This window comes from Achromobacter sp. NPDC008082, assembly GCF_042957345.1.
Taxonomy (GTDB): domain Bacteria; phylum Pseudomonadota; class Gammaproteobacteria; order Burkholderiales; family Burkholderiaceae_B; genus Achromobacter; species Achromobacter kerstersii_A.
Genome location: NZ_JBIBIB010000006.1, coordinates 510881 through 531414 on the forward strand (window position 1 = coordinate 510881; position 20534 = coordinate 531414).

At 65.2% G+C, this 20534-nt stretch carries 22 protein-coding genes; 12 read left to right on the plus strand and 10 right to left on the minus strand.

All coding sequences use genetic code 11. The annotated features are described in order from the left end of the window. Positions 1-10: 10 nt before the first annotated feature. The 6 genes from ACFZAI_RS25910 (at position 11) to ACFZAI_RS25935 (ending at position 5758) form a co-directional block, all read left to right on the plus strand. Positions 11-694 (plus strand): RraA family protein, encoded by a 684-nt coding sequence (locus ACFZAI_RS25910; protein WP_391569627.1) that lies wholly within the window; start codon positions 11-13, stop codon positions 692-694. Then, positions 691-1638: an NAD(P)-dependent oxidoreductase gene (locus tag ACFZAI_RS25915; protein WP_391569628.1), complete on the plus strand. Its 948-nt coding sequence runs from the start codon at positions 691-693 to the stop codon at positions 1636-1638. The genes ACFZAI_RS25910 and ACFZAI_RS25915 overlap by 4 nt, the downstream gene beginning before the upstream one ends. Positions 1639-1648: 10 nt before the next feature. Further along, positions 1649-2719 carry a cyclase family protein gene (locus ACFZAI_RS25920; RefSeq protein ID WP_391569629.1) on the plus strand — a complete coding sequence of 357 codons (1071 nt, stop codon included), beginning with the start codon at positions 1649-1651 and terminating at the stop codon, positions 2717-2719. A gap of 120 nt (positions 2720-2839) precedes the next feature. Further along, positions 2840-3778 carry a Bug family tripartite tricarboxylate transporter substrate binding protein gene (locus ACFZAI_RS25925; protein WP_391569726.1) on the plus strand — a complete coding sequence of 313 codons (939 nt, stop codon included), beginning with the start codon at positions 2840-2842 and terminating at the stop codon, positions 3776-3778. A 33-nt stretch (positions 3779-3811) separates the two neighbouring features. After that, complete coding sequence (locus ACFZAI_RS25930; protein WP_391569631.1) at positions 3812-4810, plus strand: Bug family tripartite tricarboxylate transporter substrate binding protein; 999 nt, start codon at positions 3812-3814, stop codon at positions 4808-4810. 33 nt (positions 4811-4843) lie between these two features. After that, positions 4844-5758, plus strand: coding sequence for an SMP-30/gluconolactonase/LRE family protein (locus tag ACFZAI_RS25935; protein WP_391569632.1), 915 nt, complete (start codon positions 4844-4846; stop codon positions 5756-5758). 55 nt (positions 5759-5813) lie between these two features. Here ACFZAI_RS25935 and ACFZAI_RS25940 read toward each other — a convergent pair whose 3' ends face one another. Continuing rightward, a complete protein-coding gene (locus ACFZAI_RS25940) occupies positions 5814-6278 on the minus strand; it encodes a hypothetical protein (protein WP_391569633.1) in 465 nt (154 codons plus the stop codon). A gap of 171 nt (positions 6279-6449) precedes the next feature. Here ACFZAI_RS25940 and ACFZAI_RS25945 point away from each other — a divergent pair, with 171 nt between their 5' ends. Continuing rightward, positions 6450-7106, plus strand: a complete 657-nt coding sequence (locus ACFZAI_RS25945; RefSeq protein WP_391569634.1) for a hypothetical protein — start codon at positions 6450-6452, stop codon at positions 7104-7106. 27 nt (positions 7107-7133) lie between these two features. Here ACFZAI_RS25945 and ACFZAI_RS25950 read toward each other — a convergent pair whose 3' ends face one another. Both ACFZAI_RS25950 and ACFZAI_RS25955 read right to left on the minus strand, forming a co-directional pair. Further along, positions 7134-7853, minus strand: a complete 720-nt coding sequence (locus ACFZAI_RS25950; RefSeq protein ID WP_391569635.1) for a hypothetical protein — start codon at positions 7851-7853, stop codon at positions 7134-7136. Between the two features lie 20 nt (positions 7854-7873). Then, positions 7874-8173: a hypothetical protein gene (locus ACFZAI_RS25955; protein WP_391569636.1), complete on the minus strand. Its 300-nt coding sequence runs from the start codon at positions 8171-8173 to the stop codon at positions 7874-7876. Positions 8174-8453: 280 nt separating this feature from the next. On the opposite strand from ACFZAI_RS25955, the gene ACFZAI_RS25960 reads away from it, so the two are divergent. After that, on the plus strand, positions 8454-9353 hold the full coding sequence (locus tag ACFZAI_RS25960; protein WP_391569637.1) for an AraC family transcriptional regulator: 900 nt from the start codon (positions 8454-8456) through the stop codon (positions 9351-9353). Here ACFZAI_RS25960 and ACFZAI_RS25965 read toward each other — a convergent pair. Next, entirely contained in the window at positions 9344-9976 is a 633-nt protein-coding gene (locus tag ACFZAI_RS25965) for a class I SAM-dependent methyltransferase (protein WP_391569638.1), read from the minus strand. The genes ACFZAI_RS25960 and ACFZAI_RS25965 overlap by 10 nt on opposite strands. A gap of 217 nt (positions 9977-10193) precedes the next feature. On the opposite strand from ACFZAI_RS25965, the gene ACFZAI_RS25970 reads away from it, so the two are divergent. From ACFZAI_RS25970 to ACFZAI_RS25980, 3 genes are all read left to right on the plus strand, one after another. Next, positions 10194-11072 (plus strand): LysR substrate-binding domain-containing protein, encoded by an 879-nt coding sequence (locus ACFZAI_RS25970; RefSeq protein WP_391569639.1) that lies wholly within the window; start codon positions 10194-10196, stop codon positions 11070-11072. Between the two features lie 197 nt (positions 11073-11269). After that, positions 11270-11962 (plus strand): RraA family protein, encoded by a 693-nt coding sequence (locus ACFZAI_RS25975; protein WP_391569640.1) that lies wholly within the window; start codon positions 11270-11272, stop codon positions 11960-11962. A 112-nt stretch (positions 11963-12074) separates the two neighbouring features. Further along, the gene (locus ACFZAI_RS25980; protein ID WP_391569641.1) at positions 12075-13073 is read left to right on the plus strand and encodes a Bug family tripartite tricarboxylate transporter substrate binding protein; all 999 of its coding nucleotides are present in this window, start codon (positions 12075-12077) and stop codon (positions 13071-13073) included. A 127-nt stretch (positions 13074-13200) separates the two neighbouring features. Here ACFZAI_RS25980 and ACFZAI_RS25985 read toward each other — a convergent pair whose 3' ends face one another. From ACFZAI_RS25985 to ACFZAI_RS26005, 5 genes are read right to left on the minus strand one after another with little or no spacing between them, the layout of a single operon-like run. After that, positions 13201-14490, minus strand: a complete 1290-nt coding sequence (locus tag ACFZAI_RS25985; protein ID WP_391569642.1) for a TRAP transporter large permease — start codon at positions 14488-14490, stop codon at positions 13201-13203. Positions 14491-14499: 9 nt separating this feature from the next. After that, positions 14500-15144, minus strand: coding sequence for a TRAP transporter small permease subunit (locus tag ACFZAI_RS25990; protein WP_391569643.1), 645 nt, complete (start codon positions 15142-15144; stop codon positions 14500-14502). Positions 15145-15167: 23 nt separating this feature from the next. Then, positions 15168-16232: a TRAP transporter substrate-binding protein gene (locus ACFZAI_RS25995; protein ID WP_391569644.1), complete on the minus strand. Its 1065-nt coding sequence runs from the start codon at positions 16230-16232 to the stop codon at positions 15168-15170. Positions 16233-16269: 37 nt separating this feature from the next. Beyond that, positions 16270-17652, minus strand: a complete 1383-nt coding sequence (locus tag ACFZAI_RS26000; RefSeq protein ID WP_391569646.1) for an amidase — start codon at positions 17650-17652, stop codon at positions 16270-16272. Next, positions 17649-18356 (minus strand): RraA family protein, encoded by a 708-nt coding sequence (locus ACFZAI_RS26005; protein ID WP_391569647.1) that lies wholly within the window; start codon positions 18354-18356, stop codon positions 17649-17651. Before ACFZAI_RS26005 ends, ACFZAI_RS26000 begins: the two co-directional genes overlap by 4 nt. 114 nt (positions 18357-18470) lie before the next feature. On the opposite strand from ACFZAI_RS26005, the gene ACFZAI_RS26010 reads away from it, so the two are divergent. Next, positions 18471-19391 (plus strand): LysR family transcriptional regulator, encoded by a 921-nt coding sequence (locus tag ACFZAI_RS26010; RefSeq protein ID WP_391569648.1) that lies wholly within the window; start codon positions 18471-18473, stop codon positions 19389-19391. A 62-nt stretch (positions 19392-19453) separates the two neighbouring features. Here the strand turns inward: ACFZAI_RS26010 and ACFZAI_RS26015 are convergent, their stop codons facing one another. Then, a complete protein-coding gene (locus ACFZAI_RS26015; RefSeq protein WP_391569649.1) occupies positions 19454-20482 on the minus strand; it encodes a Bug family tripartite tricarboxylate transporter substrate binding protein in 1029 nt (342 codons plus the stop codon). Positions 20483-20534 lie beyond the last annotated feature (52 nt).

Below are 20534 nucleotides of genomic sequence, written 5' to 3' on the forward strand. Positions count from 1 at the left end.
AGGAACCTTCATGGCAAACCACGACATCATCAAAGACTTTCCCCGCGTAGACGCCGCCATCGTGCGCCGCGCGGCTGAACTGCAACCCGCGATTCTGGCCGACGTGGCTGGCCGCCGTGGCGCGCTCAGTGGCCGCATCCGGCCCTTGCACCCCGGTATGAAAGTCGCAGGCACGGCGCTCACCGTTGAAGTGCGGCCGGGCGACAACCTGATGATTCACGCCGCCATCTCGCTGGCCAAGCCGGGCGATGTGCTGGTCATCGACGGCAAGGGCGATCTGAGCTCGGCGCTGATGGGCACCATCATGATGAACGCCTGCCGCAAGCTGGGCATCGCGGGCGTGGTGATGGATGGCGCGGCGCGCGACACCGTCGAAATCATCGAGATGGATTACCCCGTCTTCGCCGCAGGCACCAACCCCAACGGCCCGACCAAGAATGTGCCCGGCCGCATCGGCCACCCCGTGTCGGTGGGCGGCGTGACCGTCAACGCGGGCGACTTCATCATCGGCGACGCCGACGGCGTGGTGGTGGTCGAACGCGAAAAAATTGAAGGCCTGCTTCCCGCCGCCGAAAAGAAAGTGCGCGACGAAGCTGCCCGCATCGCCGCCATCCAGGCCGGCGACACCGAAGCCAAGTGGCTGACGGCGGCGCTGCGCGCGGCGGGTGTGTTGAAGGAAGGGGAATCGCTATGAAGGCTTCCCCTTCCGACAAACCCGCCATCCTCGTCACGGCCGCCGACCTGGCGCCCGAAGCGCTGGCGCTGCTGGGCGACTTCAACGTGGTCTACGCGGGCAAGACGCCGTCTGAAGACGACGTCGTGGCGCTGTGCCGCACGCACAACCCCATTGCCATCATTGTGCGCTACAGCAAGGTGGGCGCGGCCGCGATGGATGCGGCGCCGGCGCTGCGCGTGATCTCCAAGCACGGCAGCGGCACCGACACCATCGACAAGGCCGCCGCTGCGCAGCGCGGCATCGACGTCGTGGCAGCCGTGGGCGTGAACGCGGCGGCGGTCGCCGAGCAGGCGCTGGCGCTCTTGATGAGCTGCGCCAAATCCGTGGTGGCGCTGGATGCGCGCATGCGCGGCGGCCACTGGGACAAGTCCACGCACAAGAGCGTGGAACTGGCCGGCAAGACGATCGGCCTGATCGGCCTGGGCGCCATCGGCCAGCGCATGGCGGCGATGGCGCACGGGATGGACATGCGCGTGATCGGCTTTGATCCTTACGCGCAGAACCTGCCCGCGTATGTCGAGCGTGTGCCGTTGGAGCGCATCTGGAAGGACGCCGATGCAATCTCGCTGCATTGCCCGCTGACCGACGACAACCGGGGCATGGTCAATGCCGCCACGCTGGCGCAATGCCGGTCAGGCGTGATTCTCGTCAACACCGCGCGCGGCGGGTTGGTGGACGAAGACGCGCTGCTGGCGGCGGTGCGATCCGGCCAGGTGATGGCGGCGGGCCTGGACAGCTTCGCCACCGAACCGATGGCGGCCGGCCACCCCTTTCAGCAAGAGCCGCGCATCATCCTCAGCCCGCATATTGGCGGGGTCACCAGCGCCGCCTACGTGAACATGGGCATGGCCGCGGCCCGCAACATCCTGACGGTGCTGGCGCGCGCTTCCGCGTCCGCCTGAGGAGCCGCCGATGCCGCAACGTTGGAAACACGCGCCGCCGGGAAGCCACTGGGGCGAATTTGGCCCCGACGATCAGCTCGGCCGAATGAATCTGGTCACGCCCGCCAAAGTGCGAGCGGGCATCGCCGAAGCGCGCGAAGGGCTTACGTTTTGCCTGTCGCTCCCGTTGGACGTGCCTGGCGGCATGGCGCTCAACCCCCGCCGCTTGCCGCCGCAGCGCTATGCCACGCTGCGTGACGGCAAGAGCGCTGGGGCGCAAGGGTATTGCTGGTCCTATGCATCGGAAGACCCGCTACTGACAGACGTCGTGTGCGACGACGTGCTGCTGATGAACACGCAGTACTCGACCCAATGGGACAGCCTGGCGCACATGGGCAGCCTTTTCGATGCCGATGGCGATGGCGAGCCTGAAGCCGTCTTCTACAACGGCTTTCGGGCCGGCCGGGAAATCGTCGCCGCGCACGAAGACGCCGACGCCGCCGCCGAGTGGGCGCGCTTTCCCGGCCCCCGCGCCGGCGCGCTAGGCATCGAACATCTGGCCGAGCACGGCGTGCAAGGCCGGGGAGTGCTGATCGACCTGGAAGCCCATGTAGGCCGCACGCGAACCGCCGTCGGATACGACATGCTCATGCGCATCATGGAGGCCGATGGCGTCACCGTGGAACCCGGCGACATGGTGTGCCTGCACACGGGGTTTGGCGACATGCTCATGGCCATGAACCGGCAACCCGATGTGGCGCATTTGCACGCAACCGGCAGCGGGCTCGACGGCCACGACAGCCGTCTGCTGCAATGGATCGATACGTCGCGGCTGGCCTGCCTGATTGCCGACAACCCCGCCGTCGAACTGGTGCAGACGGTGAACCTGAGCGCGCCTGCCCCCGCCTTGCGGCGCCCGCGCCTGCCCTTGCACGAACATTGCCTGTTCAAGAACGGCATCCATCTGGGCGAGCTTTGGTGGCTGACGCCGCTTGCGCGGTGGCTGCGCGCCCATCGCCGCCATCGCTTCCTGCTGACCGCGCCGCCGCTGCGCCTGCCCGGCGCCGTGGGTTCGCCTGCTACGCCCATCGCTACCGTCTGACCGCGCCCTACCCGGCAACCACGCGTTACACCCGCCACTGACTGGCGCAGCGTCCGAAACAGGCCGCACGCCCACACCCCACAGAGGAGACATCCTGTGAATCTTTTCCGCCCCCTTACGATGGCGGCCCTGGCTCTTTGCGCCAGCGCCGCCCATGCCGCCTACCCCGATCACCCCGTGCGTGTCGTCGTCGGCTTCTCACCGGGCGGCCCGACTGATGTGGTCGCTCGCGCATTCGCGTCTTATGCGTCGCAGGCCACGGGGCAGACATTCGTGGTCGAGAACAAGCCCGGCGCCAATACCATCCTGGCCGCGGAAGCCGTCGCCAAGGCAGCGCCTGACGGCTACACCTTGCTGGTGGGGGCCACCAACCACACCATGATTCCGGCGCTCTACAGCAACCGCGTAAAGTTCGACGCGCTGCAATCGTTCACGCCCGTGTGCGCCGTGGCCGTCAGCCCGACCGTGCTGGTTGTCGGGCCCGCTCTGAAAGTGAACACCCTTGGGGCATTCCTGGCGAAGGTCCGCGCCGAGCCTGGCCGCGTCACCTACGCCACGCCCGGCACGGGCAGCTCGGGGCATTTCGCCACCGCCGAGTTCCTGCGCCTGACCCATACGTCGATGAACCACATTCCCTACAAGGGCGCGGCTCAGGTGATCTCCGACCTGATGGGCGGCCAGATCGACAGCTCGTTTGCGACATTAGGGTCGGTGCTGCCGCAGGTGACATCCGGCAAATTGACCGCGCTGGCGGTCGCCGCGCCCAAGCGCCTGCCGCAATTGCCGCAAGTGCCCACGTTCGATGAGGCCGGCGTGCAGGGTTACACCGCCGATGCCTGGTATGGCGTGCTGGCGCCGGCTGGCCTGCCGCAAGACGTGCGCGCCAAGCTCGAGCAGATCGCGCGGGATTTCGCCCAGGCGCCCGCTACCGCCAAGAGCCTGGATGCGTTGGGCTTGCAACACCGCGAGACCTGCGGCGATGCGTTCCATGCGCAACTCTCCGGAGAAATCGACTCCTATCGCAAGCTGGCCGACGAGCTTGGCCTGAAGGCCGACTAAGCCCCCACCACCCGAACAAAGAGCGAGGAAGACATGGCCCTGCACAACCCCTCCCTGGTCCGCTTGAAGGCCGCCGCCCTGATCACCGCCTGCGCCTTGCCGCTGCTGGCATCTGCCGCGCCCCAAGCCGCGGACGCCTGGCCCAGCCGCCCTGTGCGCATCGTGGTGCCTTATGGCCCAGGCGGCGCGGTGGATGTCGCCACCCGCAAGATGGCGCAAATGCTGTCCACTCAGACGGGGCAGAGCTTCATTGTGGAAAACAAGCCCGGCGCCACAGGCACCATCGGCGTCAGCCAGGTGGCGCGCGCCGCGCCCGATGGCTACACGCTGGTCGCCAACGACACCACCTATTCCCTGTTGCCGCACATCTTCAAGAAACTGCCGTTCGACCCGGCGCAAGATCTGCAACCCGTGTCGGCCTTTGTCTTCGCCCCGATGGCGCTGGCCGTATCTGCCGACAGTCCTTTCCACACGTTGGGCGACCTGACGGCAGCCGCCCGCGCCAAGCCCAACCAGATCACCTATGGTTCGGGAGGCCCCGGCACGACCCCGCACTTCGCGGCCGAAGGGCTGTCGCTGGCCACAGGCGCCGCATTCATGCACGTGCCCTTCAAGGGCGCCGCCGAAGCCACGCAAGCGGTAATGGGCAAGGTCATCGATTTCCAATTCGCGTCAACGACAGGCGTGATGGGGCCGGTGCAAGGCGGCCAGCTGCGGCTGCTGGCCGTCAGCGGTGACAAGCGGCTGGAAGTCTTGCCCAACGTGCCTACGTTCGCGGAGGCCGGCGTGAAGGACTTTGGCGTGGTCAATTGGACGGGGTTGTGGGTGCCCAAAGGCACGCCCCCCGAGGTCTCGGCGCGCCTGCAACGCGAAGTGGCCACCGCAATGGCATCGGAAGAAATGAAGACCTTTGCGCTCAAGATGGGCGCCGAACCGCGCGCGGCCGACGCCAAGGAGTTTGGGCGCATTCTGGCGGACAGCGGGGTAATGTGGGGCAACGTCGCGCGTAACATCGGATTCGACGCCAAATAAATTCGACGCCAAATAAGCGCGCAAGGAAACACCATGTTCATTCTCCAAGCTCCCGAAGTGATCGAGTTCGATGTGTGGACGACGATGCCCGACGCTTACCGCCGTCCGCAACGCAGCGACTGGGCCGATGCGAATCGTGGCGGGGTAGCCGTAGACTCCTTTCTGGAAGGCCCTGTCTTCGACACGCAAGGCAATCTGTACGTGACCGATATCCCGTGGGGCCGCGTGTTCCGCGTGTCGCCTGACCGGCAGTGGTCGCAGGTAGCCGAATACGATGGCGAACCCAACGGCATGAAATTCCTGGATGACGGCCGCCTGCTGATCACGGATTACAAGAACGGGCTGATGATGCTGGATATCGCCAGCGGCCGAGTCACCCCGTTCCTGGCCCGCCGCAACAGCGAGCGCTTCAAAGGCGTCAACGACCTGATCTTCGATGCGCACGGCAACCTGTACTTCACGGACCAGGGTCAAAGCGGCTTGCACGACCCCAGCGGGCGCCTGTATCGGCTGCGCCCTGATGGCCAGCTGGATCAGCTGCTAAACAACGTTCCCAGCCCCAACGGCGTGGCGTTATCGCCTGATGGCCGCGTGCTGTACCTGGCGGTGACACGCGGCAATTGTGTGTGGCGCGTGCCGCTGCTGCCCGATGGCAGCGTCAGCAAGGTCAGCCAGTTTTTCACGTCGTATGGACCAAGCGGCCCGGACGGATTGGCCGTGGACGTCGATGGCAATGTGCTGGTGTGCAACCCCGGCTTGGGTTACGTCTGGCAGCTGAACCATCGCGCTGAGCCGGTAACGGTCTGGCGCAGCCCGCGGGGCGCGTCCACGACGAATCTTGCCTTTGGCGGCTCGGACCGGCGCACCCTGTTCTGCACGGAATCCACCACGGGTTCCATCCTGACCGCCCAGGCGCCAAAGCCTGGGCTGCCGCTTGAGCGGCCTTGACGGCATGACGGCATGACGGTGCGCCTGCGCGGCTAGCCACGCAGGCGGCCTTGCCTTAACGTTGTAGGCAAGCCGACACGTCTGCCTTCAGACGCGCCATTTCCGCGTCGACGCCCAAGTCCGCGCAGTACGCGCCCGCGCCCCGCAAGGTCAGGGCCAGCGACGACGGCGTCTGCTTAGACAGCTCGGCCTTCAGGCGAAAGCCGGATACGTTCGACGCGTTGTACTGGTCCGTCTCGTAGACGCCGGTAGCCAGGTCTCGCACGGCCTGGCCCTTGCCAGCATATTCAGGGCGATCACCCTTGCCGCTGGTCGCCTCGTCCAGGCAGGCAAACACCTTCTGGGCGGAAGCGCCTGGCGGTACGGCCATCGATGCGCGTTGGCTCGGGCCGAAGCTGTCGCACAGCCCTGACGACGTTGAACACCCGCTCAATAGCCCGGCAAGCATCAGCGCCGCGGCAAGTTTGCCCGTCCACGGCCCCCGCGCCAACACCCGATTCCCGTCTACGATCGATCGCATTCGCGCATCCTTTACAGAGGTCATGGAATCGCGAAAATATAGCAGCCCGATACCCCGTTCACCATTTTTGACATGGAGGCGTGCGGCGCTTTGTGGCAGCATGCCGGAGCATCCCGCCCCGCTGACCCCACGCGCGGCGCACGACCCCACACACGACGGAGTGTTTTCTCTATGAAATTCAAGGCCTTGACTCTGGGTATCCCCCTGGGCATCCTCCTCGCCGCCGCGGGCGCGACGCAGGCCGCAACGGTGAAGGAAGTCTTCCACGGCAGCATGCTGGGCACGACGCAGCGCTACTTCGAATCGATTGCCGGGGTGCCGCGCGAATCCTTCAAGAATGACTACGTTTTCGTGGTGCAGGAATGCCGCATCACGGCCACGATCACCCACGACAAGGTCTCGGCCCTGCGCATGGACCTGGCCGACAACTGCAAGCCCGACCTGTCGAGCTTCATCGGCGAAGACGCCCCCAAGGCCGGTCAGCCCCTCACCCCCGGCGCGTTCGGCCGTGGCCAACGCTACACGGCAAGCTGCCTGACGGACTGCGGCAACGCCGTGGACCCCTCGGCCTATGCCCTGTGGGTGGCCCCGCGTTCGTCGGGCGGCATGGAAGTCTTGATGGAAATGGTGCTGGCGGGCGGCAAGGCGCTGGATGCGGCCGACCAATGGGAAGCCGACATCAAAAAGGCCGCCGGCCAGGACTACGTGCTGAACCGGAAATTCAATTGCGAGACCCGCTTTGACACCGCCGCCGAAGCCGCCTTCAAGGACGTGCCGGTCAACGCCATCACGGTCGGCTACGGGTTGCCGACGGAACGCTGCAACTGAAACTGAAGTCGCGGTCGGGCGGAACGGCTACAGCGCGCCGTCGCGCGCCTTCTCCCGCGACGCCATCAGCGCGGCTTCGGCGGCCTTTATCTTGCCGCCGAAGTCCCGCACATAGTTCCGCCATATCTGCTTCATCTCCGCCTGCCGGTCGTTCCCACCGCCCATCTTGCGTAACTCACCCTGGATATTGGCGCCCACTTGCCAAAAATCCTCAAAAGTATCCCTAGCGTCTGGCAGCAGGTCCAATAGGCGTGAATGCGCCTGCCGCATCGACATTTCAGCCGCCTGAGCATCACGCTCGTCGTAGGCACCGTACTCCAAGGTGGCGAACGCATAGTAGTAGTTCGACAGTGCAGCACTAACCACTTCGCTCGCCCTGGCGACTTGCCCCATAGAGAAATCGACCAGCTTCAAACCTTTGCTTATCTCGCCCTTAAGCAATTCAAGTTCACGGTTCACGCTCCTACTGATCTCGCCCTTCAACACTTCAAGTTCACTGTTCACGCTCTTACTGATGTCGCCCTTCAACTTTTCAAGCTCGCGATTCGCATCTCTTTGACCGGACAACACAATGAACGACACCGCCGCGCCGAGCCCTGACGTCAGCGCCGCGACCCATACCGCAAATAGCTCGGCGAATCCCTTCTCAGGCCCCGTGAATTTCCACGACCAAACGGCCGCCACCAATAGCAGCACGCCATACACCGCGAACAGTCCGAGACTCACACTTCGGTTCTTGTCCATCATGCCCCCAAGGCAAACCGCTTTCAGCCGCAGGTATTCGTATCGGGATCACACAGGCAACCCCGTCGAATGCAGCGGTCCACGCACGCAACCGGCACACAGCTTGTATTCTCCAAATCCGGATAGCTCATGATCTGCTCGGGTACCCATCGGCAAGCGATCACTGCGGGGTCATTCGCATATTCTTCGTAGTCCACATACGATCTCACGCGAATCAACATCTTGCGCTTGCTGCCGTCAGGTTCTCGCCGCAAATAAACGCCAGTTCCCCTGTCTTCCACGCCGGTAATCGCGGCGCTGTCTTGATCAGTTTGATCTTTCATCGCAGTATCCCGTCCTTGGCTTCGCCGTTAGACAACGCGACTATCATGCGCCGCGCACATAGCCGCGGCAACGAGGCCACGCCGGATTCAATCGTCCGCGTGCGGCGCTCGTGCTTTCGTGCTGCCTAAAGTGATGAGGGCGATAAGAACGTGGCGTTCCGCATGAAAATCGCCAGTGCGAAACTACCGGTATCCGTGCATGACGCGGCAGCCGCCAGCCGTCAGCCTCCACCGGCTAAAATTCCCGCTTCACTGTTCTGAACGATGCAAGCGGCTTTCCATGGATCAAAGCGCGACGACGTGGGAATACTCCGCACACATGCATGCCGAGGTGACGCAGACCATCGTCAGCAATGCGTTGCAAGCCTCTCCCATCGGCATTTCCCGCGTTCAAAGCGCGCGGCGCGACAACGGGCTGACCGAACCCTATCAGCTGGAAGCCGCCTACCTGGTGGTGTTGCAGCTGAAGCCGTTTTCCGACCAGGATTTATGGGTGGACGGCAAGCCCGCACCGCATCGCCCTTCCAGCGCAGGCACGTTGATCATCTACGACCTGGACCGCCACTGGGTGTCGAACTTGCGCGGCAGCTACGACTGCCTGCAATTCTATGTGCCGCAATCCGCGCTGGATGAAACCGCTGAAGACATCGGCGGCCGCCGGGCCGGGCGGCTGTTTCACCCGCCGCATCTGGCAACCATCGACCCCACGGTTCATCAACTTGGGCTAGCGCTGCTGCCTGCCCTGGCGCATCCCGAATGCGCCTCGCGCCTGTTCGTGGACCATATGGCGCTGGCGTTGCACGCGCATTTGTCCAAGACCTATGGCAGCTTGGCTGCGCCCCGCCTGCGCGGCGGGCTGGCGCCCTGGCAGGAGCGCCGCGCCAAAGAGATGATGCTGGCGCACATGGATGGGGATCTGCCGCTGGCAGACCTTGCGCAGGCTTGCGGGCTGTCGCGCAGCCATTTTGCGCGCGCGTTTCGTGAAACCACCGGCCTGCCGCCGCACCGCTGGCTGATGCAGGCGCGGCTGGACCGCGCCAAAGACTATCTGCGCACATCCCAGCTGCTGCTGGGCCAGATTGCGCATTTGTGCGGGTATGCCGACCAGAGCCATTTCACCCGCACCTTTTCTCGCGCCATGGGATGCAGCCCCGTGGCGTGGCGCAGGCTTCAGGCGTAGCGCGACAGGCTGTAGACGGACGCGGGCGGCAGATTCAGCGGCACAAAGCGGGACCGCCGGGCCTTCAAACCAAAGTCGTCCAGCACGCTGGCGGATATCGGGCAGCGCACGCCATAGGTGAACAAGTGCATGGCCCCGCCCGGACACATCGCCTCGAACACCGCCGCCAACAAACGGCTATGCAGCGCCGAACTCATGTTGCGCAAAGGCAGCCCGCAGATGGTGGCGCCGATGCCGTCCAGCGCTGGATGCGTATCGCGCGACAAGTCTTCGGCCGACGCCTGAAGCACGGTCGCATTCGGAAACTGTTGGCGCAGCCGGGAGCTCATTGCCCAGTCCTGTTCGACCAGCACCAGGTTTGACGGGTCCACGCCCTTGCGCACCATCTCGCGGGTGAAGACGCCCGTGCCGCAGCCCAGCTCCAGCACTTTGCCCTCAGCGGCGTGCACGGGCGCGGTAATCGCCGCCGCCAGCGCTGCGCTGGACGGCGCGATGGCGCCAATGGCGGCGGGGTTCGCCAGCATCGCCTTGATGAACTGGCTGCGCTCTTGCACCCAGTGCATCGAACGATGCGACAAGGGGTTAAGCCGCGCAGCGGTCTTGAGTGACTGCCTGAAATGCATAGTGCGTCTGACTCCAAACGAGACACGCCAGCGTGTCTGCCATCGCAGACCTTAACCGAGGCGTACCGCCCGAGTCGTCAACCGGATGTAAGCACTCCTGCCAAGTTGACACGAGGGCGATGCGGCGATGGCGCGCTGCGCAGCAGACACGGCTGGGGCGCCGCGCGAATAGAATCAGCGAAAAAACTGTCATCCATGCCAGCCAGGGGAGGCTTACTTGAACATCAGACACATCCGCTTTTTCACCGTGCTGGCCGAGGAGCTTAATTTCACTCGCGCGGCGGCGCGGCTGCATGTGGCGCAACCTGCGCTGAGCCAGCAGATCAAGATCCTTGAAGCAAACATGGGCACGCTGCTCTTTGAGCGGTCGGCAAGGCCGCTGCGTCTGACAGACGCCGGCGCGTACTTCTTCGTACAAGCCCGGGAAATTCTGGCGCAATACGAACAGGCCACGCTGGGCGTGCGCGAGATTGGGCGCGGCCGCGCGGGCTGGCTGGGAATTGGATTTACCCGGTCAGCCATTTACAGCGTGTTGCCGCCCGCGCTCAAGGCGTACAACCGGCAACATCCCGACGTCGAGCTCAAGCTTTTCGAGATGGTGACCGAAGAACACGAACGCGCGCTACAGGAGCATCGCATCCACGTTGCGATTGGCCGGCAGGCCCTGCCGCTGCCCGGCTTTGAGACGCGCGAGCTGCTGCGCGAGCGATTGATGGCGGTGCTGCCGCCGGATCACCGCCTGGCCAGGCGCAAGCGGATTCGCATGGCGGACCTGGAAGGCGATGCATTCGTGCTGTATCCGCGCCACCCGGGCGCGCAATATCCCCGGCTGATCCAGAACCTGTGCCAGGACGCGGGCTTCAAACCCCGGGTGGCGCATCAGGCTTACGAAATCCAGACGGCGATTGCGCTGGTGGCAGCGGGCTTGGGCGTGACGCTGGTGGGGGAATCGGTGGCGGGCAATGGGCGCCGCGACGTGCTGTATCTGCCGCTGGAAGGCGGTGGCGCGGCGTCCATGACGACGCTTACCTGCACGTACCGCGCCGGCGACGTGTCGCCCGCGCTGCATGATTTCGTCGCCATCCTGGCGCCTTAGATGCTCGTCATCCTGGCGCTTGGATGCTCGCCATCCTGGCGCTTCGATGCTCGCCACCCAGGCGTTTTAGGGGCTCCCCATCCGGCCCGTTTTTGCACCATAAGCGTTGCTTATAAAAGCATCAGTTCCCTGTCTTGGACGCGTGCGACCGGCAACCGTAGCATCCGCCGGACGATTCCCTACAAGAGCCCGAGACAATGAGCACTGCTTCCCCCTCGCCCGCGCCGTTGGCGGCCATCGCCAAACCTGTGCCCGCCCAGTATGCCGAGCTGTCCACGGCGGAAGTGTCCGACGCGTTGGACCGATTGAATCTGCCGGGCAGCGCGCACGGCATCGGCCCGGTCAGCACCGCGCACGGCCTGCTGGGCCGCGCCTTCACGCTGCGCTTCGCCCCGGTGGATGTGACCCCTGGCACCGTCGGTGACTTCATCGACTCCGTTCCCGCCGGCGCCGTAGTGGTGCTGGACAACGGTGGCCGCACCGACTGCACGGTATGGGGCGGCATCCTGACCGAAGTCGCCACGCTGCGCGCGCTGGCCGGCACCGTCATCAACGGCGTATGCCGCGACACCGCCGCCGCGCACGCCTTCCAGTATCCGCTGCACAGCCGCGGCCGCTTCATGCGCACCGGCAAAGACCGTGTGCAGGTGGACGAGGTGAATGGCCCCGTCAGCCTGGGCGATGTCCGCGTGCGGCCGGGCGACATCGTGATGGGCGATAGCGATGGCGTGGTCGTTGTACCCGCCGAACACGAAGACGAGGTGCTGGCGCTGGCGCTGCGCACCCGCGATGCAGAACTCGCCATCATCGAAAGCGTGCGGGCCGGCAAAACGCTGTCTCAAGCGCGCATCGACCACGACTACCACAGGTTGCAACGGCGCCAGCGCTAAGCGCGGGTATCCGATAACAAGCGCGCGTCCGAAAACAACAAATAGCGCAGGCGGCGCATCCATTGCGCCGCACCGCCGCCCGGACACCGCATCAAAAATGACAGGAGACAACATGAACACCCAGACATTGCCTCGCGTGCGCGCGGCGCTGGCGCTAAGCGCCGCGGCCTTGATCAGCCACAGCGCGGCGGCCGCCGCGCAGACGGTAGCTGAACCCTACCCTTGCCGCGTCATCACGCTGGTGTCGCCCTACCCCGCAGGCGGCACCACGGATATTCTTGCGCGGCTGCTGGCCCCAAAATTACAGGCGTCGTTAGGCGCCACCGTCATCGTCGACAACCGGGGCGGCGCCAGCAGCAATATCGGCACCGAGTACGTGGCCAAGGCGGCCCCCGACGGCTGCACGGCGCTGCTGGGCAACAACACCGGCATCGTCATCAACCGCAACCTCTATTCACTGCGGCTGGACCCGGTCACGGCATTGCAGCCTGTCGCCAAGGTGGCCGCAATGCCGCTGGTGCTGTACGTGAACCCGAAGGTGCCGGCCGCTACCGTCGCAGAATTGGTCTCGGTGTTGAAGGCCAAACCGGGCGGGTATAACTTTGCCTCCGGCGGCAGCGGCAGCCCGCAGCATCTGGCGGGCGAACTCTTCAAGCTGGCGGCGGGCGTGGATATGCAGCACATCCCTTACAAGGGCCAAGGCCCCGCCATGATGGACGTGATTGCCGGACAAGTGCAGGTGGCGTTCGAAACCACGGCGGCGCTCTACCCGCAAGCCCAGGCGGGCCGTGTGGTGCCGCTGGCGACAACGGGCGCCGCCCGCTCCGACGCATTCCCCGCCGTGCCTACGATGCGCGAGGCGGGCTATCCCGATCTGGCTTTGACCAACTGGTACGGCGTCTTCGTACCCACTGGCGTCGCGCAAGACCGCGTGCAACGGCTGAGCGCGGCGTTGACGGCCGCACTGGAATCGCCAGACGTGCGCGCCAAGCTGACGGAGCTTGGCTCTGAACCGGTCAGTGGAACGTCTGCGGATTTCCAACGCTTCATAAAGGAAGAGGTTCCCTTGTGGGAGACGACGGTAAAACGTTCGGGAGCGAAGGTGGATTGATGATGCTGCGGTACAGCGGCCAGGCCGCTGTACCGCACCCGCTTCAATGCACCCGTTTCAATGCACCCGCTTCAATGCACCCGCTGCAATGCGCCTGATTCCACGCGCCTGATTCCACGCCCCGACATCACCGCCCCGACATCGCCGCCGGCAGCCACGTCGCCAGTTGCGGCACGGCCAGCAGCAGCGCGATCATCACCAGCAGCACCGCCAGAAACGGCAATACACCGATGACGACGTCCATGAACTTGCCTTCGCCGCGCACGCTATGCACCACGAACAGGTTCATGCCGAACGGCGGCGTCAGCTGGCCCATTTCGCACAACACGATCAGCATGATGCCGAACCACACCGGGTCGTAACCCAGGGCGACGACGATTGGCACCGTCAACGGTGCGGTAGTCACCAGCATCGCCAGCGTGTCCATGAAGCAGCCCAGCAGGATGTAGAACGCGATGATGGCCAGCATCATGCCCAGCGGCGGCAGGTCCAGCCCTTTCACCGTATCCACCAGCATGGTCGTCAGCCCCACGGATGACAGCACGAAGTTCAGGAAGAACGCCGCCAGCGTGATCAGGATGATCATGCCCGTCGTGCGCAGCGTGGCTTCGAAGGCGCGGCTCAGCATGTTCCAACTGAGCGCGCCCTTGGCCGCGCACAGCAGCGTTGCCGCCACCACGCCCAGCGCGGCGGATTCGCTGGCGGTGGCGATGCCGCCATAGATCACCCCGATCACCAGCGCAAAGATGGCCAGCGGCGGCACCAGGTGCGGCAAAGCGGCAATCCGTTCCGCCCAGCTGACCGACGGCCGGCTGCCCGCCAGCCCCGGCCGCCACAGGCACAGCCCCACGATCAGCAGAATGAACAGGCAGACCAGCAACAGGCCGGGCAGCGTGGCCGCCAGATACAGCTTGGGTACGGAGACGTTGGCGATCAGCGCGTAGACGATCATGTTGATCGATGGCGGAATCAGGATGCCAAGCGTGCCGCCCGCCGCGATCGACCCCAGGAACAGCGGCGCGTTGTAGCCTGCCTTGCGCTGCTCGGGCAACGCCAGCGTCGAGATGGTTGCGGCCGTGGCCACGCTGGAACCGCTGGTGGCCGAGAACAGCGCAGACGCGCCGATGTTCGCGTTCATCAGCCCGCCCGGCAGCCACGACACCCATTTGGACACCGCGCCATACATCTGCCCGGCCACGCCGGAGCTGACCAGCAATTCGCCCATCAGCACATACAAGGGAATGGCCACCAGCAAGAATTCGGAGCTGGTGCCCCAGGCCAGTTCGCCCATGGCGTTCACGAGCGATAGCGGGGAATAGGCGCCCGCCAGCGTCACGCCCAGCAGGCCCACGGTGGCGGCCGCCGTCACGCTCAGCGCCAGCAGGCCAAGCAGCATGGAAATTGTCATCGTCAACATGCGGTGCTCCTAGCGTTGGATGGGGTTGGCGGAGGCGACGGCGCGCGCAGGTGCGGGCGACGTCGCGAGCGTGGGCGCCGCCGATTGCGTTTCCGCCTGAATTTCTTCATCCAACGAATGGATGCCGATCAAACCATTAACGTCCTGCCAGCGGCCCGCCATCAGCCGCGCCACCGCGCAGGCGGCCAGCACCACAATCGTCAGCAGGAAGAACGCATAGCCTGCGAACCACAGCGACTGCGGAATCCATTGCGGAATCTGCAAGGGCGTGTTCGACACCGAACGAAAGCGGATGGAGTCGGCCAGCACGCCCCAGGCGTGAAACGTCAGCAGGCCGACGAAGACGCTCAGGCAAGCGATTGCAAAAAAGTCGAGCGCCACGCGGGTCTTTGCGGAAAGATGCGTGTAGAGCACGTCGACGCGGATGTGCGAGCGGCGCAGCAGCGTGATGGGAAACGCCCAGGCGCTGGCCACCGCCAGCACGTAACCGGCGATCTCATCCGCGCCGCCCAGCGACACGCCCGCCAGTTTGCGCGCAGCAAGGTCGATGACGATAAGCCACGAGGCGGCCAGCAGGCCTAGCCCGCCAATCCAGACGCCGCCGCGCGCAATGCGTTCCAGCACGCGCACCGGAACATGAGTAGTCGATGACATGGAATCTCCTTGTTTGAGTGGCGTCAGCGCAGGGTCACGCCCAACGCCTGGCCGACCGATCCGCTCCACGCGCGGGCGCACGCCTGGCCGCAGCGCTTGCCCCATTCGCCTGCAATCTGCGAAGCAATGGCGTGCAGACGTTCCCGTTCGGCGGGCGATGGTGCAGCCGCCTGCATGTCGGCCTTGGTGTGGATGCGGCATTCGCCCTGCCCCGTGTTGCAGGCCAGCGCGTAGTCGTTTTCGCGGCCGGTCTCTTGCCAGAGGCGGTCTTCCAGCACGCGGGCTTGCGCTTGCAGGAACCGTTGCGCGGCCGGGTCCAGCCGTTGCCAGCGCTGTTCGCCCATGGCGTAAAAGCCGATGGACCAATCGGTGGGCAGGTTGTACAGGTGCTTGGCCACGTCGTACCACTTGGCCGCGTTGCCCGAGCCAATGCCCGACACCGCGCAATCCACCACGCCGGTCTGTAGCGCAGGGATCACTTCGGCAAACGGAATGGTGACCGGCGAGCCGCCCAGCGCGCTGATGAAGTCCGCCATGTTGCGGCCGCGCGTACGGATCTTGCGGCCCTTCAGGTCTTCAAGCCGCTGCACGGGTTCGCGGCAAAAGAACACTTGCGCGGTGTAGGGCACCGTGGCCAGCAGATGCACGCCGTGGCGCTCGCGCAGGCGGGCTTCGAGCACCGGCCGGTACGCCTGCACCATCTTTCTGGCGGTGGCGATGTCGGGCGCCATGCCCGGCAGGTCCACGCCTTCCAGCATGGCGTCGTCACCGCTGACGAAGGCGAACACGCCCATGCCGACGTCCAGCGCGTTGCCGCGCATCAAGCGCAGAATCTCGGGGCCTTTCAGGCCGCGTTCGTTCAGCCCCGCCAGTTCGGCCGTGACGTGGCCGCCCGATGCGGCCGGCAAGGTCTTTTCCCAAAAGGGCTTTTCAACCGCCGAGTACGTGTAGTTGTGGCTGCCGCCCCCGACCACCTGGAAGTGGACATTGGGCAAGGCGTCAGCGTCCGCCGCCATCGAGACGGCCGGCGCCAAGGCGGCAACCATCGGGACGGCCGCCAGCAGCGCCGCCAGGGTCCTACGCTTCATGGATTTCCCCTTATCGGTTTTTGATCTTCTTGCGGCGTCAGCCCGGAACGTGTTCCGCCTGCGGCTCCGCGCGCGCCAGATGCCAATCGGTGTGGTGTTGATAGACCTCGGCCAGGAACAGCGCCAGGCGGTCTTCGCCGCCCGGGCAAAGAATCTGCAAGCCCGTCGGCAAGTCGTCGGCGTCGCGGCCATTCGGCACCGACAGGCCGCACATCTGCAACAGGTTGCCGATGCGCGTGTAGTGCACCGGCGCATTGCCGTGGTCAACCTGCTCAAGCGGCAACGCGGTGGTCAGCGTGGTGGGCGTCAACAGCCCCGCCACGCCTTGCAAGCGTTGCAGCAGTTCCGCCTGCAAGCGATCGCGTTCACGCAGCGCGGCCAGGTAGCGCGTGGCCGGCACGTCCAGGCCCACCCGCAAGCGCGGGCGCACGGAGTCATCAACAGGCAGGCTCAAGTCCGTGATCTCGCGCTCGAAAGAGAACGCCCCCTCGGTCATCATGATGTCGCCCGTGACCGCCTTGAAGTGCGCCAGGCTGGCGGGCAGCGCCACGGTGACGATGCGCGCGCCCAGCGACTGGTACACGGCCACCGCGTCTTCATAGGCTGCGCGCACGCCGGGCTGCACGTCTGGCAGGAAGTCGTCGGGCAAGCGGGCCAGCGTCATGCCGCGCACATCGAAGCGCGGCGCGTCGAAGGCTTCGGCCCACTCGCCGGGCTGCGCGGGGACCAGTGCGTCGAACACGGTGCGCGCATCGGCGGCGCTATGTGCGAAGACGCCCACGCTGTCCAGCGTGTGGCTCAGCGTTGCGACGCCTTCGGTGCTTATCCGCCCTGCCGTCGGCTTGAAGCCTGTGATGCCGCAATAGCTGGCCGGCACACGCACCGATCCGCCCGTGTCCGTGCCGATGGCCAAGGGCGCCAGGCGGCCGGCCACCGCCACGGCCGAACCGCTGCTGGAGCCGCCGGGAATGCGATGCACCGCGTCATCCCACGGGTTGCGCGGCGTGCCCATGTGTTCATTGGTGCCCCAGGCGCCCATGGCGAACTGCACCATGTGCGTCTTGCCAAGCACGATGGCGCCCGCGCGTTGCAGCTGCCGCACCAGTGCCGCGGTATGCGCCCCGATGCGCTGCGCGTGTATGGGCGAGCCGATCGTCGTGGGGCGGCCGGCAATGTCGATGATGTCTTTCAGCGCAATGGGAATGCCATGCAAGGGGCCCAGGTCCACGCCCGCGCGCAGTTGCAAGTCGGCGGCGCGGGCGGCGGCCATGGCCTCGTCGGCATAGACCTCCACATAGGCGTGATACCAGTCATTCAATGCGCCGATGCGCGCCAGGTAGGCGCCCACGAGTTCTTCCGAACTGGTCTCGCGGCGGCGGATCAAATTGGCCAGTGCGGCCACGTCCAGATTGATGCTCATGCGGGTTCCCCTTGTATCTGTGCCGCGGCGTAGGCGCGGCCAGCGGCGATGGCGCGGTCGATCAGTGCGCGCGAGCCCACGATGTCCGGAAATTTTTCACCCGCGCGCAAGCGGGCCAGCGTCGCCTGTTCGTTCGTTTGGAATTCGATGGCGCGTTGGGCTTCGGCGCGCACGTCTTCTGGCGCCAGGATCAGCACGCCGTTTTCGTCGGCCAGCACCGCCGCGCCCGGCTGCACGGCCACGCCGCCGCAGCTGATGGCGCAGCAGAAGCCGCCGTCATGGCCCAGCAGGCGCGTGGTGACCGCAGACGGCCCCTTCGACCACACGGGCACGCCATGTTGGCGCAGCTCGCCCAAATCCGTGACGAGGCCGTCGACGATGATGGCCGCCACGCCGGCCTGTCTGGCGGCAAAGGCCATGGCCCCGCCCAGCGCCGCCGTCACCGCTTCGCCGCAACGGTCAATCACCAACACATCGCCGGGGCGCACGCAGCCCATCGCGTAATGCAAAATGCCGCCGTCGATGCCCGGCATGCGCACCGTCACAGCCGTACCCGCCACGCGCACATCCTGCTGATGGGCGCGGATGTCGGCACGCAGAAATCCGTCTGAACGGAAGTGGCCGATGGTGGCGGGCTCGGCCTTCAACAGCAGCGCCAGATCATCGGGCGGCACCTGCGCGGGCAAAGAATTGATCAGATACATCGTCTGGTTTCACTACAATCAAAAGGGCCGAAACCCGGTGAAGAAAAAGGTAGCACGGGGCAATTCGGCCCAAATAATCAAAATTTCGGCGCACTTTGAAAAGTAATTCTTATCATGCGGATAACCCTTAGCCAGCTTGAAGCCTTCTACTGGGCGGCCAAGCTGGGCAGCATTCATGCCGCGGCGCGCCACCTTCATGTCACCCAACCCGCGGTGTCATCCCGCATCCGCGAACTTGAAAGCACGTTGGACGTGCAGCTCTTTGATCGCTCGCGTCAACGCATCACGCTGACCGACACCGGGCAATCCGCGCTGCGCCATGCCGAGACCGCGCTGCACAGCAGCCGGCAGCTGGAACACTTCGGTAAAGACCGCACGCTGGGCGGCAAGCTGCGCCTGGGCGCGGACGAATGCTCGGCCAACGTGGGGCTGACGGCTGTGATCGCGCAGCTGAAAGAGCACTATCCGTCGCTGGCGCTGGAGATGACGGTGGACGTGGGTTCGGTGTTGAACCGCAAGCTCAACACGGGCGAGCTCGACATGGCCTTGCTGACCAACCCCGCCACCAGCGAAGAGGTCAGCGACGTGTTCATCGGCTGGATGCCGTTTCATTGGGTGGCCTCGCCTTCGCTGCGCATCGCCGCCGACCCGTTCAAGCCCGAGCATGCGCGCGGCCATCACATCGCCACGCACTCGCCGCCCTCCACGCTGTACACGGTGGTAGAGAACTGGCTGGGGTCGGGGGGCGTGGACATGGCGGGGCTGAGCACCACGAATTCACTGGCGCTGATCTCGCGCCTGATCGGAGCCGGACACGCCATCGGCATCCTGCCGGTGCCGCTGCTGCACGACATGCTGTCGATGGGCGTGCTGCAAGCGCTGCCCAGCGACCCGCCCATTCCGCCCGCGCGTTTTTATATTTCGTACCTGACTGCGGCGCACGGCGCGCACATTGATTCCATCGTGGACATCACGCGCGACACACTGACCCGGCTGAATTTCCTGATGCCCACGCAGGGCGTGGAACCGCAATGACAATAAGATCGGGCCGCTTGCGCGGCCCGGTGCTTGGTTGATGCCGTTTTCGTTAGGCGGAATCAGTCGATCCGGGCGCCCGATGCGCGCACCACTTCGCCCCACTTCGAGACTTCACGGTTCACGAGTTCGGCGTACTGCGTCTTGTCGGTCAAGGTGGGAATCACCAGCCCAACCGCAGTGAGCTTTTCGCGAATCTGCGGGGACTGCATCGCGGTGCGCGTCGCTTCAAACAGCTTTCGCGAGACATCGTCCGGCAGCCCGGCCGGCGCGCTCAAGCCAAACCAGTATTCCGATGAAAAGCCCGTCACCCCGCTTTCCGCCAGCGTGGGCGTATCGGGAAACACCGGGTTGCGTTCGGCGCTGCCAATCGCCAGCGCGCGCAGCTTGCCTGCCCGCACATGCGGCAGCACCGTGTCCTGATTCACGAACAGCGTGTCAACGCGGCCCGCCAGCACATCATTGATGGCCGCCGAACCGCCGTTGTACGGCACGTGCATCATGTCCAGCTGGGCGCGCATCTTCAGCATCTCCATGCCCAGGTGGCCCGACGTGCCATTACCCGACGACGCATACGACACCTTGCCCGGTTCCTTGCGCACGCGTTCCACGAACTCCGCATAAGTCTTGGCCGGAAACGTGGGCGCCGTCACCAGCACGTCTACGCCGTAGGCCAGAATGGCGATCTGCTCCAGCTGATCCAGGCGGTAAGGCAAGCGGCTGTATAGCGATTGATTGGTCGCCATGCCCACGCCCGACAGCAGCAAGGTATAGCCGTCCGGCTTGGCTTGCGTGACATAGGCCGTGCCGATGTTGCTGTTGGCGCCGCCCTTGTTTTCGACCACGACGGTGGTTTGCAGAATCTTGCCCAGCTCGGCCGCGAGCAGCCGGCCAATGAAGTCCGTCCCGCCGCCTGCCGGGAACGGCACCACCAGGTTGATCGGCTTGCCCGCCGGGTAGTCGGCGGCGGCCGCGGCGGGGCTGCCCAGCAACGCCCCGGCGCACAGCGCGGCGGCGGCGATCGTCAGAAAGCCTCTGCGCGATGCAGAAACCGGCGACGCCGCCAGGCGCATTTTTTGCACAGCAGTCATGATTCTTGATTCCCTTGCTTTATGGATTAGTCTTTGAAAAGCAAGGAAAAAG

What these genes read in the sequence shown, in the direction of transcription:
- ACFZAI_RS25910 (WP_391569627.1), top strand. Translation starts at nt 11, where the DNA reads ATGGCAAACCACGACATCATCAAAGACTTTCCCCGCGTAGACGCCGCC.
- ACFZAI_RS25915 (WP_391569628.1), top strand. Translation starts at nt 691, where the DNA reads ATGAAGGCTTCCCCTTCCGACAAACCCGCCATCCTCGTCACGGCCGCC.
- ACFZAI_RS25920 (WP_391569629.1), top strand. Translation starts at nt 1,649, where the DNA reads ATGCCGCAACGTTGGAAACACGCGCCGCCGGGAAGCCACTGGGGCGAA.
- ACFZAI_RS25925 (WP_391569726.1), top strand. Translation starts at nt 2,840, where the DNA reads ATGGCGGCCCTGGCTCTTTGCGCCAGCGCCGCCCATGCCGCCTACCCC.
- ACFZAI_RS25930 (WP_391569631.1), top strand. Translation starts at nt 3,812, where the DNA reads ATGGCCCTGCACAACCCCTCCCTGGTCCGCTTGAAGGCCGCCGCCCTG.
- ACFZAI_RS25935 (WP_391569632.1), top strand. Translation starts at nt 4,844, where the DNA reads ATGTTCATTCTCCAAGCTCCCGAAGTGATCGAGTTCGATGTGTGGACG.
- ACFZAI_RS25940 (WP_391569633.1), bottom strand. Translation starts at nt 6,278, where the DNA reads ATGCGATCGATCGTAGACGGGAATCGGGTGTTGGCGCGGGGGCCGTGG.
- ACFZAI_RS25945 (WP_391569634.1), top strand. Translation starts at nt 6,450, where the DNA reads ATGAAATTCAAGGCCTTGACTCTGGGTATCCCCCTGGGCATCCTCCTC.
- ACFZAI_RS25950 (WP_391569635.1), bottom strand. Translation starts at nt 7,853, where the DNA reads ATGATGGACAAGAACCGAAGTGTGAGTCTCGGACTGTTCGCGGTGTAT.
- ACFZAI_RS25955 (WP_391569636.1), bottom strand. Translation starts at nt 8,173, where the DNA reads ATGAAAGATCAAACTGATCAAGACAGCGCCGCGATTACCGGCGTGGAA.
- ACFZAI_RS25960 (WP_391569637.1), top strand. Translation starts at nt 8,454, where the DNA reads ATGGATCAAAGCGCGACGACGTGGGAATACTCCGCACACATGCATGCC.
- ACFZAI_RS25965 (WP_391569638.1), bottom strand. Translation starts at nt 9,976, where the DNA reads ATGCATTTCAGGCAGTCACTCAAGACCGCTGCGCGGCTTAACCCCTTG.
- ACFZAI_RS25975 (WP_391569640.1), top strand. Translation starts at nt 11,270, where the DNA reads ATGAGCACTGCTTCCCCCTCGCCCGCGCCGTTGGCGGCCATCGCCAAA.
- ACFZAI_RS25980 (WP_391569641.1), top strand. Translation starts at nt 12,075, where the DNA reads ATGAACACCCAGACATTGCCTCGCGTGCGCGCGGCGCTGGCGCTAAGC.
- ACFZAI_RS25985 (WP_391569642.1), bottom strand. Translation starts at nt 14,490, where the DNA reads ATGTTGACGATGACAATTTCCATGCTGCTTGGCCTGCTGGCGCTGAGC.
- ACFZAI_RS25990 (WP_391569643.1), bottom strand. Translation starts at nt 15,144, where the DNA reads ATGTCATCGACTACTCATGTTCCGGTGCGCGTGCTGGAACGCATTGCG.
- ACFZAI_RS25995 (WP_391569644.1), bottom strand. Translation starts at nt 16,232, where the DNA reads ATGAAGCGTAGGACCCTGGCGGCGCTGCTGGCGGCCGTCCCGATGGTT.
- ACFZAI_RS26000 (WP_391569646.1), bottom strand. Translation starts at nt 17,652, where the DNA reads ATGAGCATCAATCTGGACGTGGCCGCACTGGCCAATTTGATCCGCCGC.
- ACFZAI_RS26005 (WP_391569647.1), bottom strand. Translation starts at nt 18,356, where the DNA reads ATGTATCTGATCAATTCTTTGCCCGCGCAGGTGCCGCCCGATGATCTG.
- ACFZAI_RS26010 (WP_391569648.1), top strand. Translation starts at nt 18,471, where the DNA reads ATGCGGATAACCCTTAGCCAGCTTGAAGCCTTCTACTGGGCGGCCAAG.
- ACFZAI_RS26015 (WP_391569649.1), bottom strand. Translation starts at nt 20,482, where the DNA reads ATGACTGCTGTGCAAAAAATGCGCCTGGCGGCGTCGCCGGTTTCTGCA.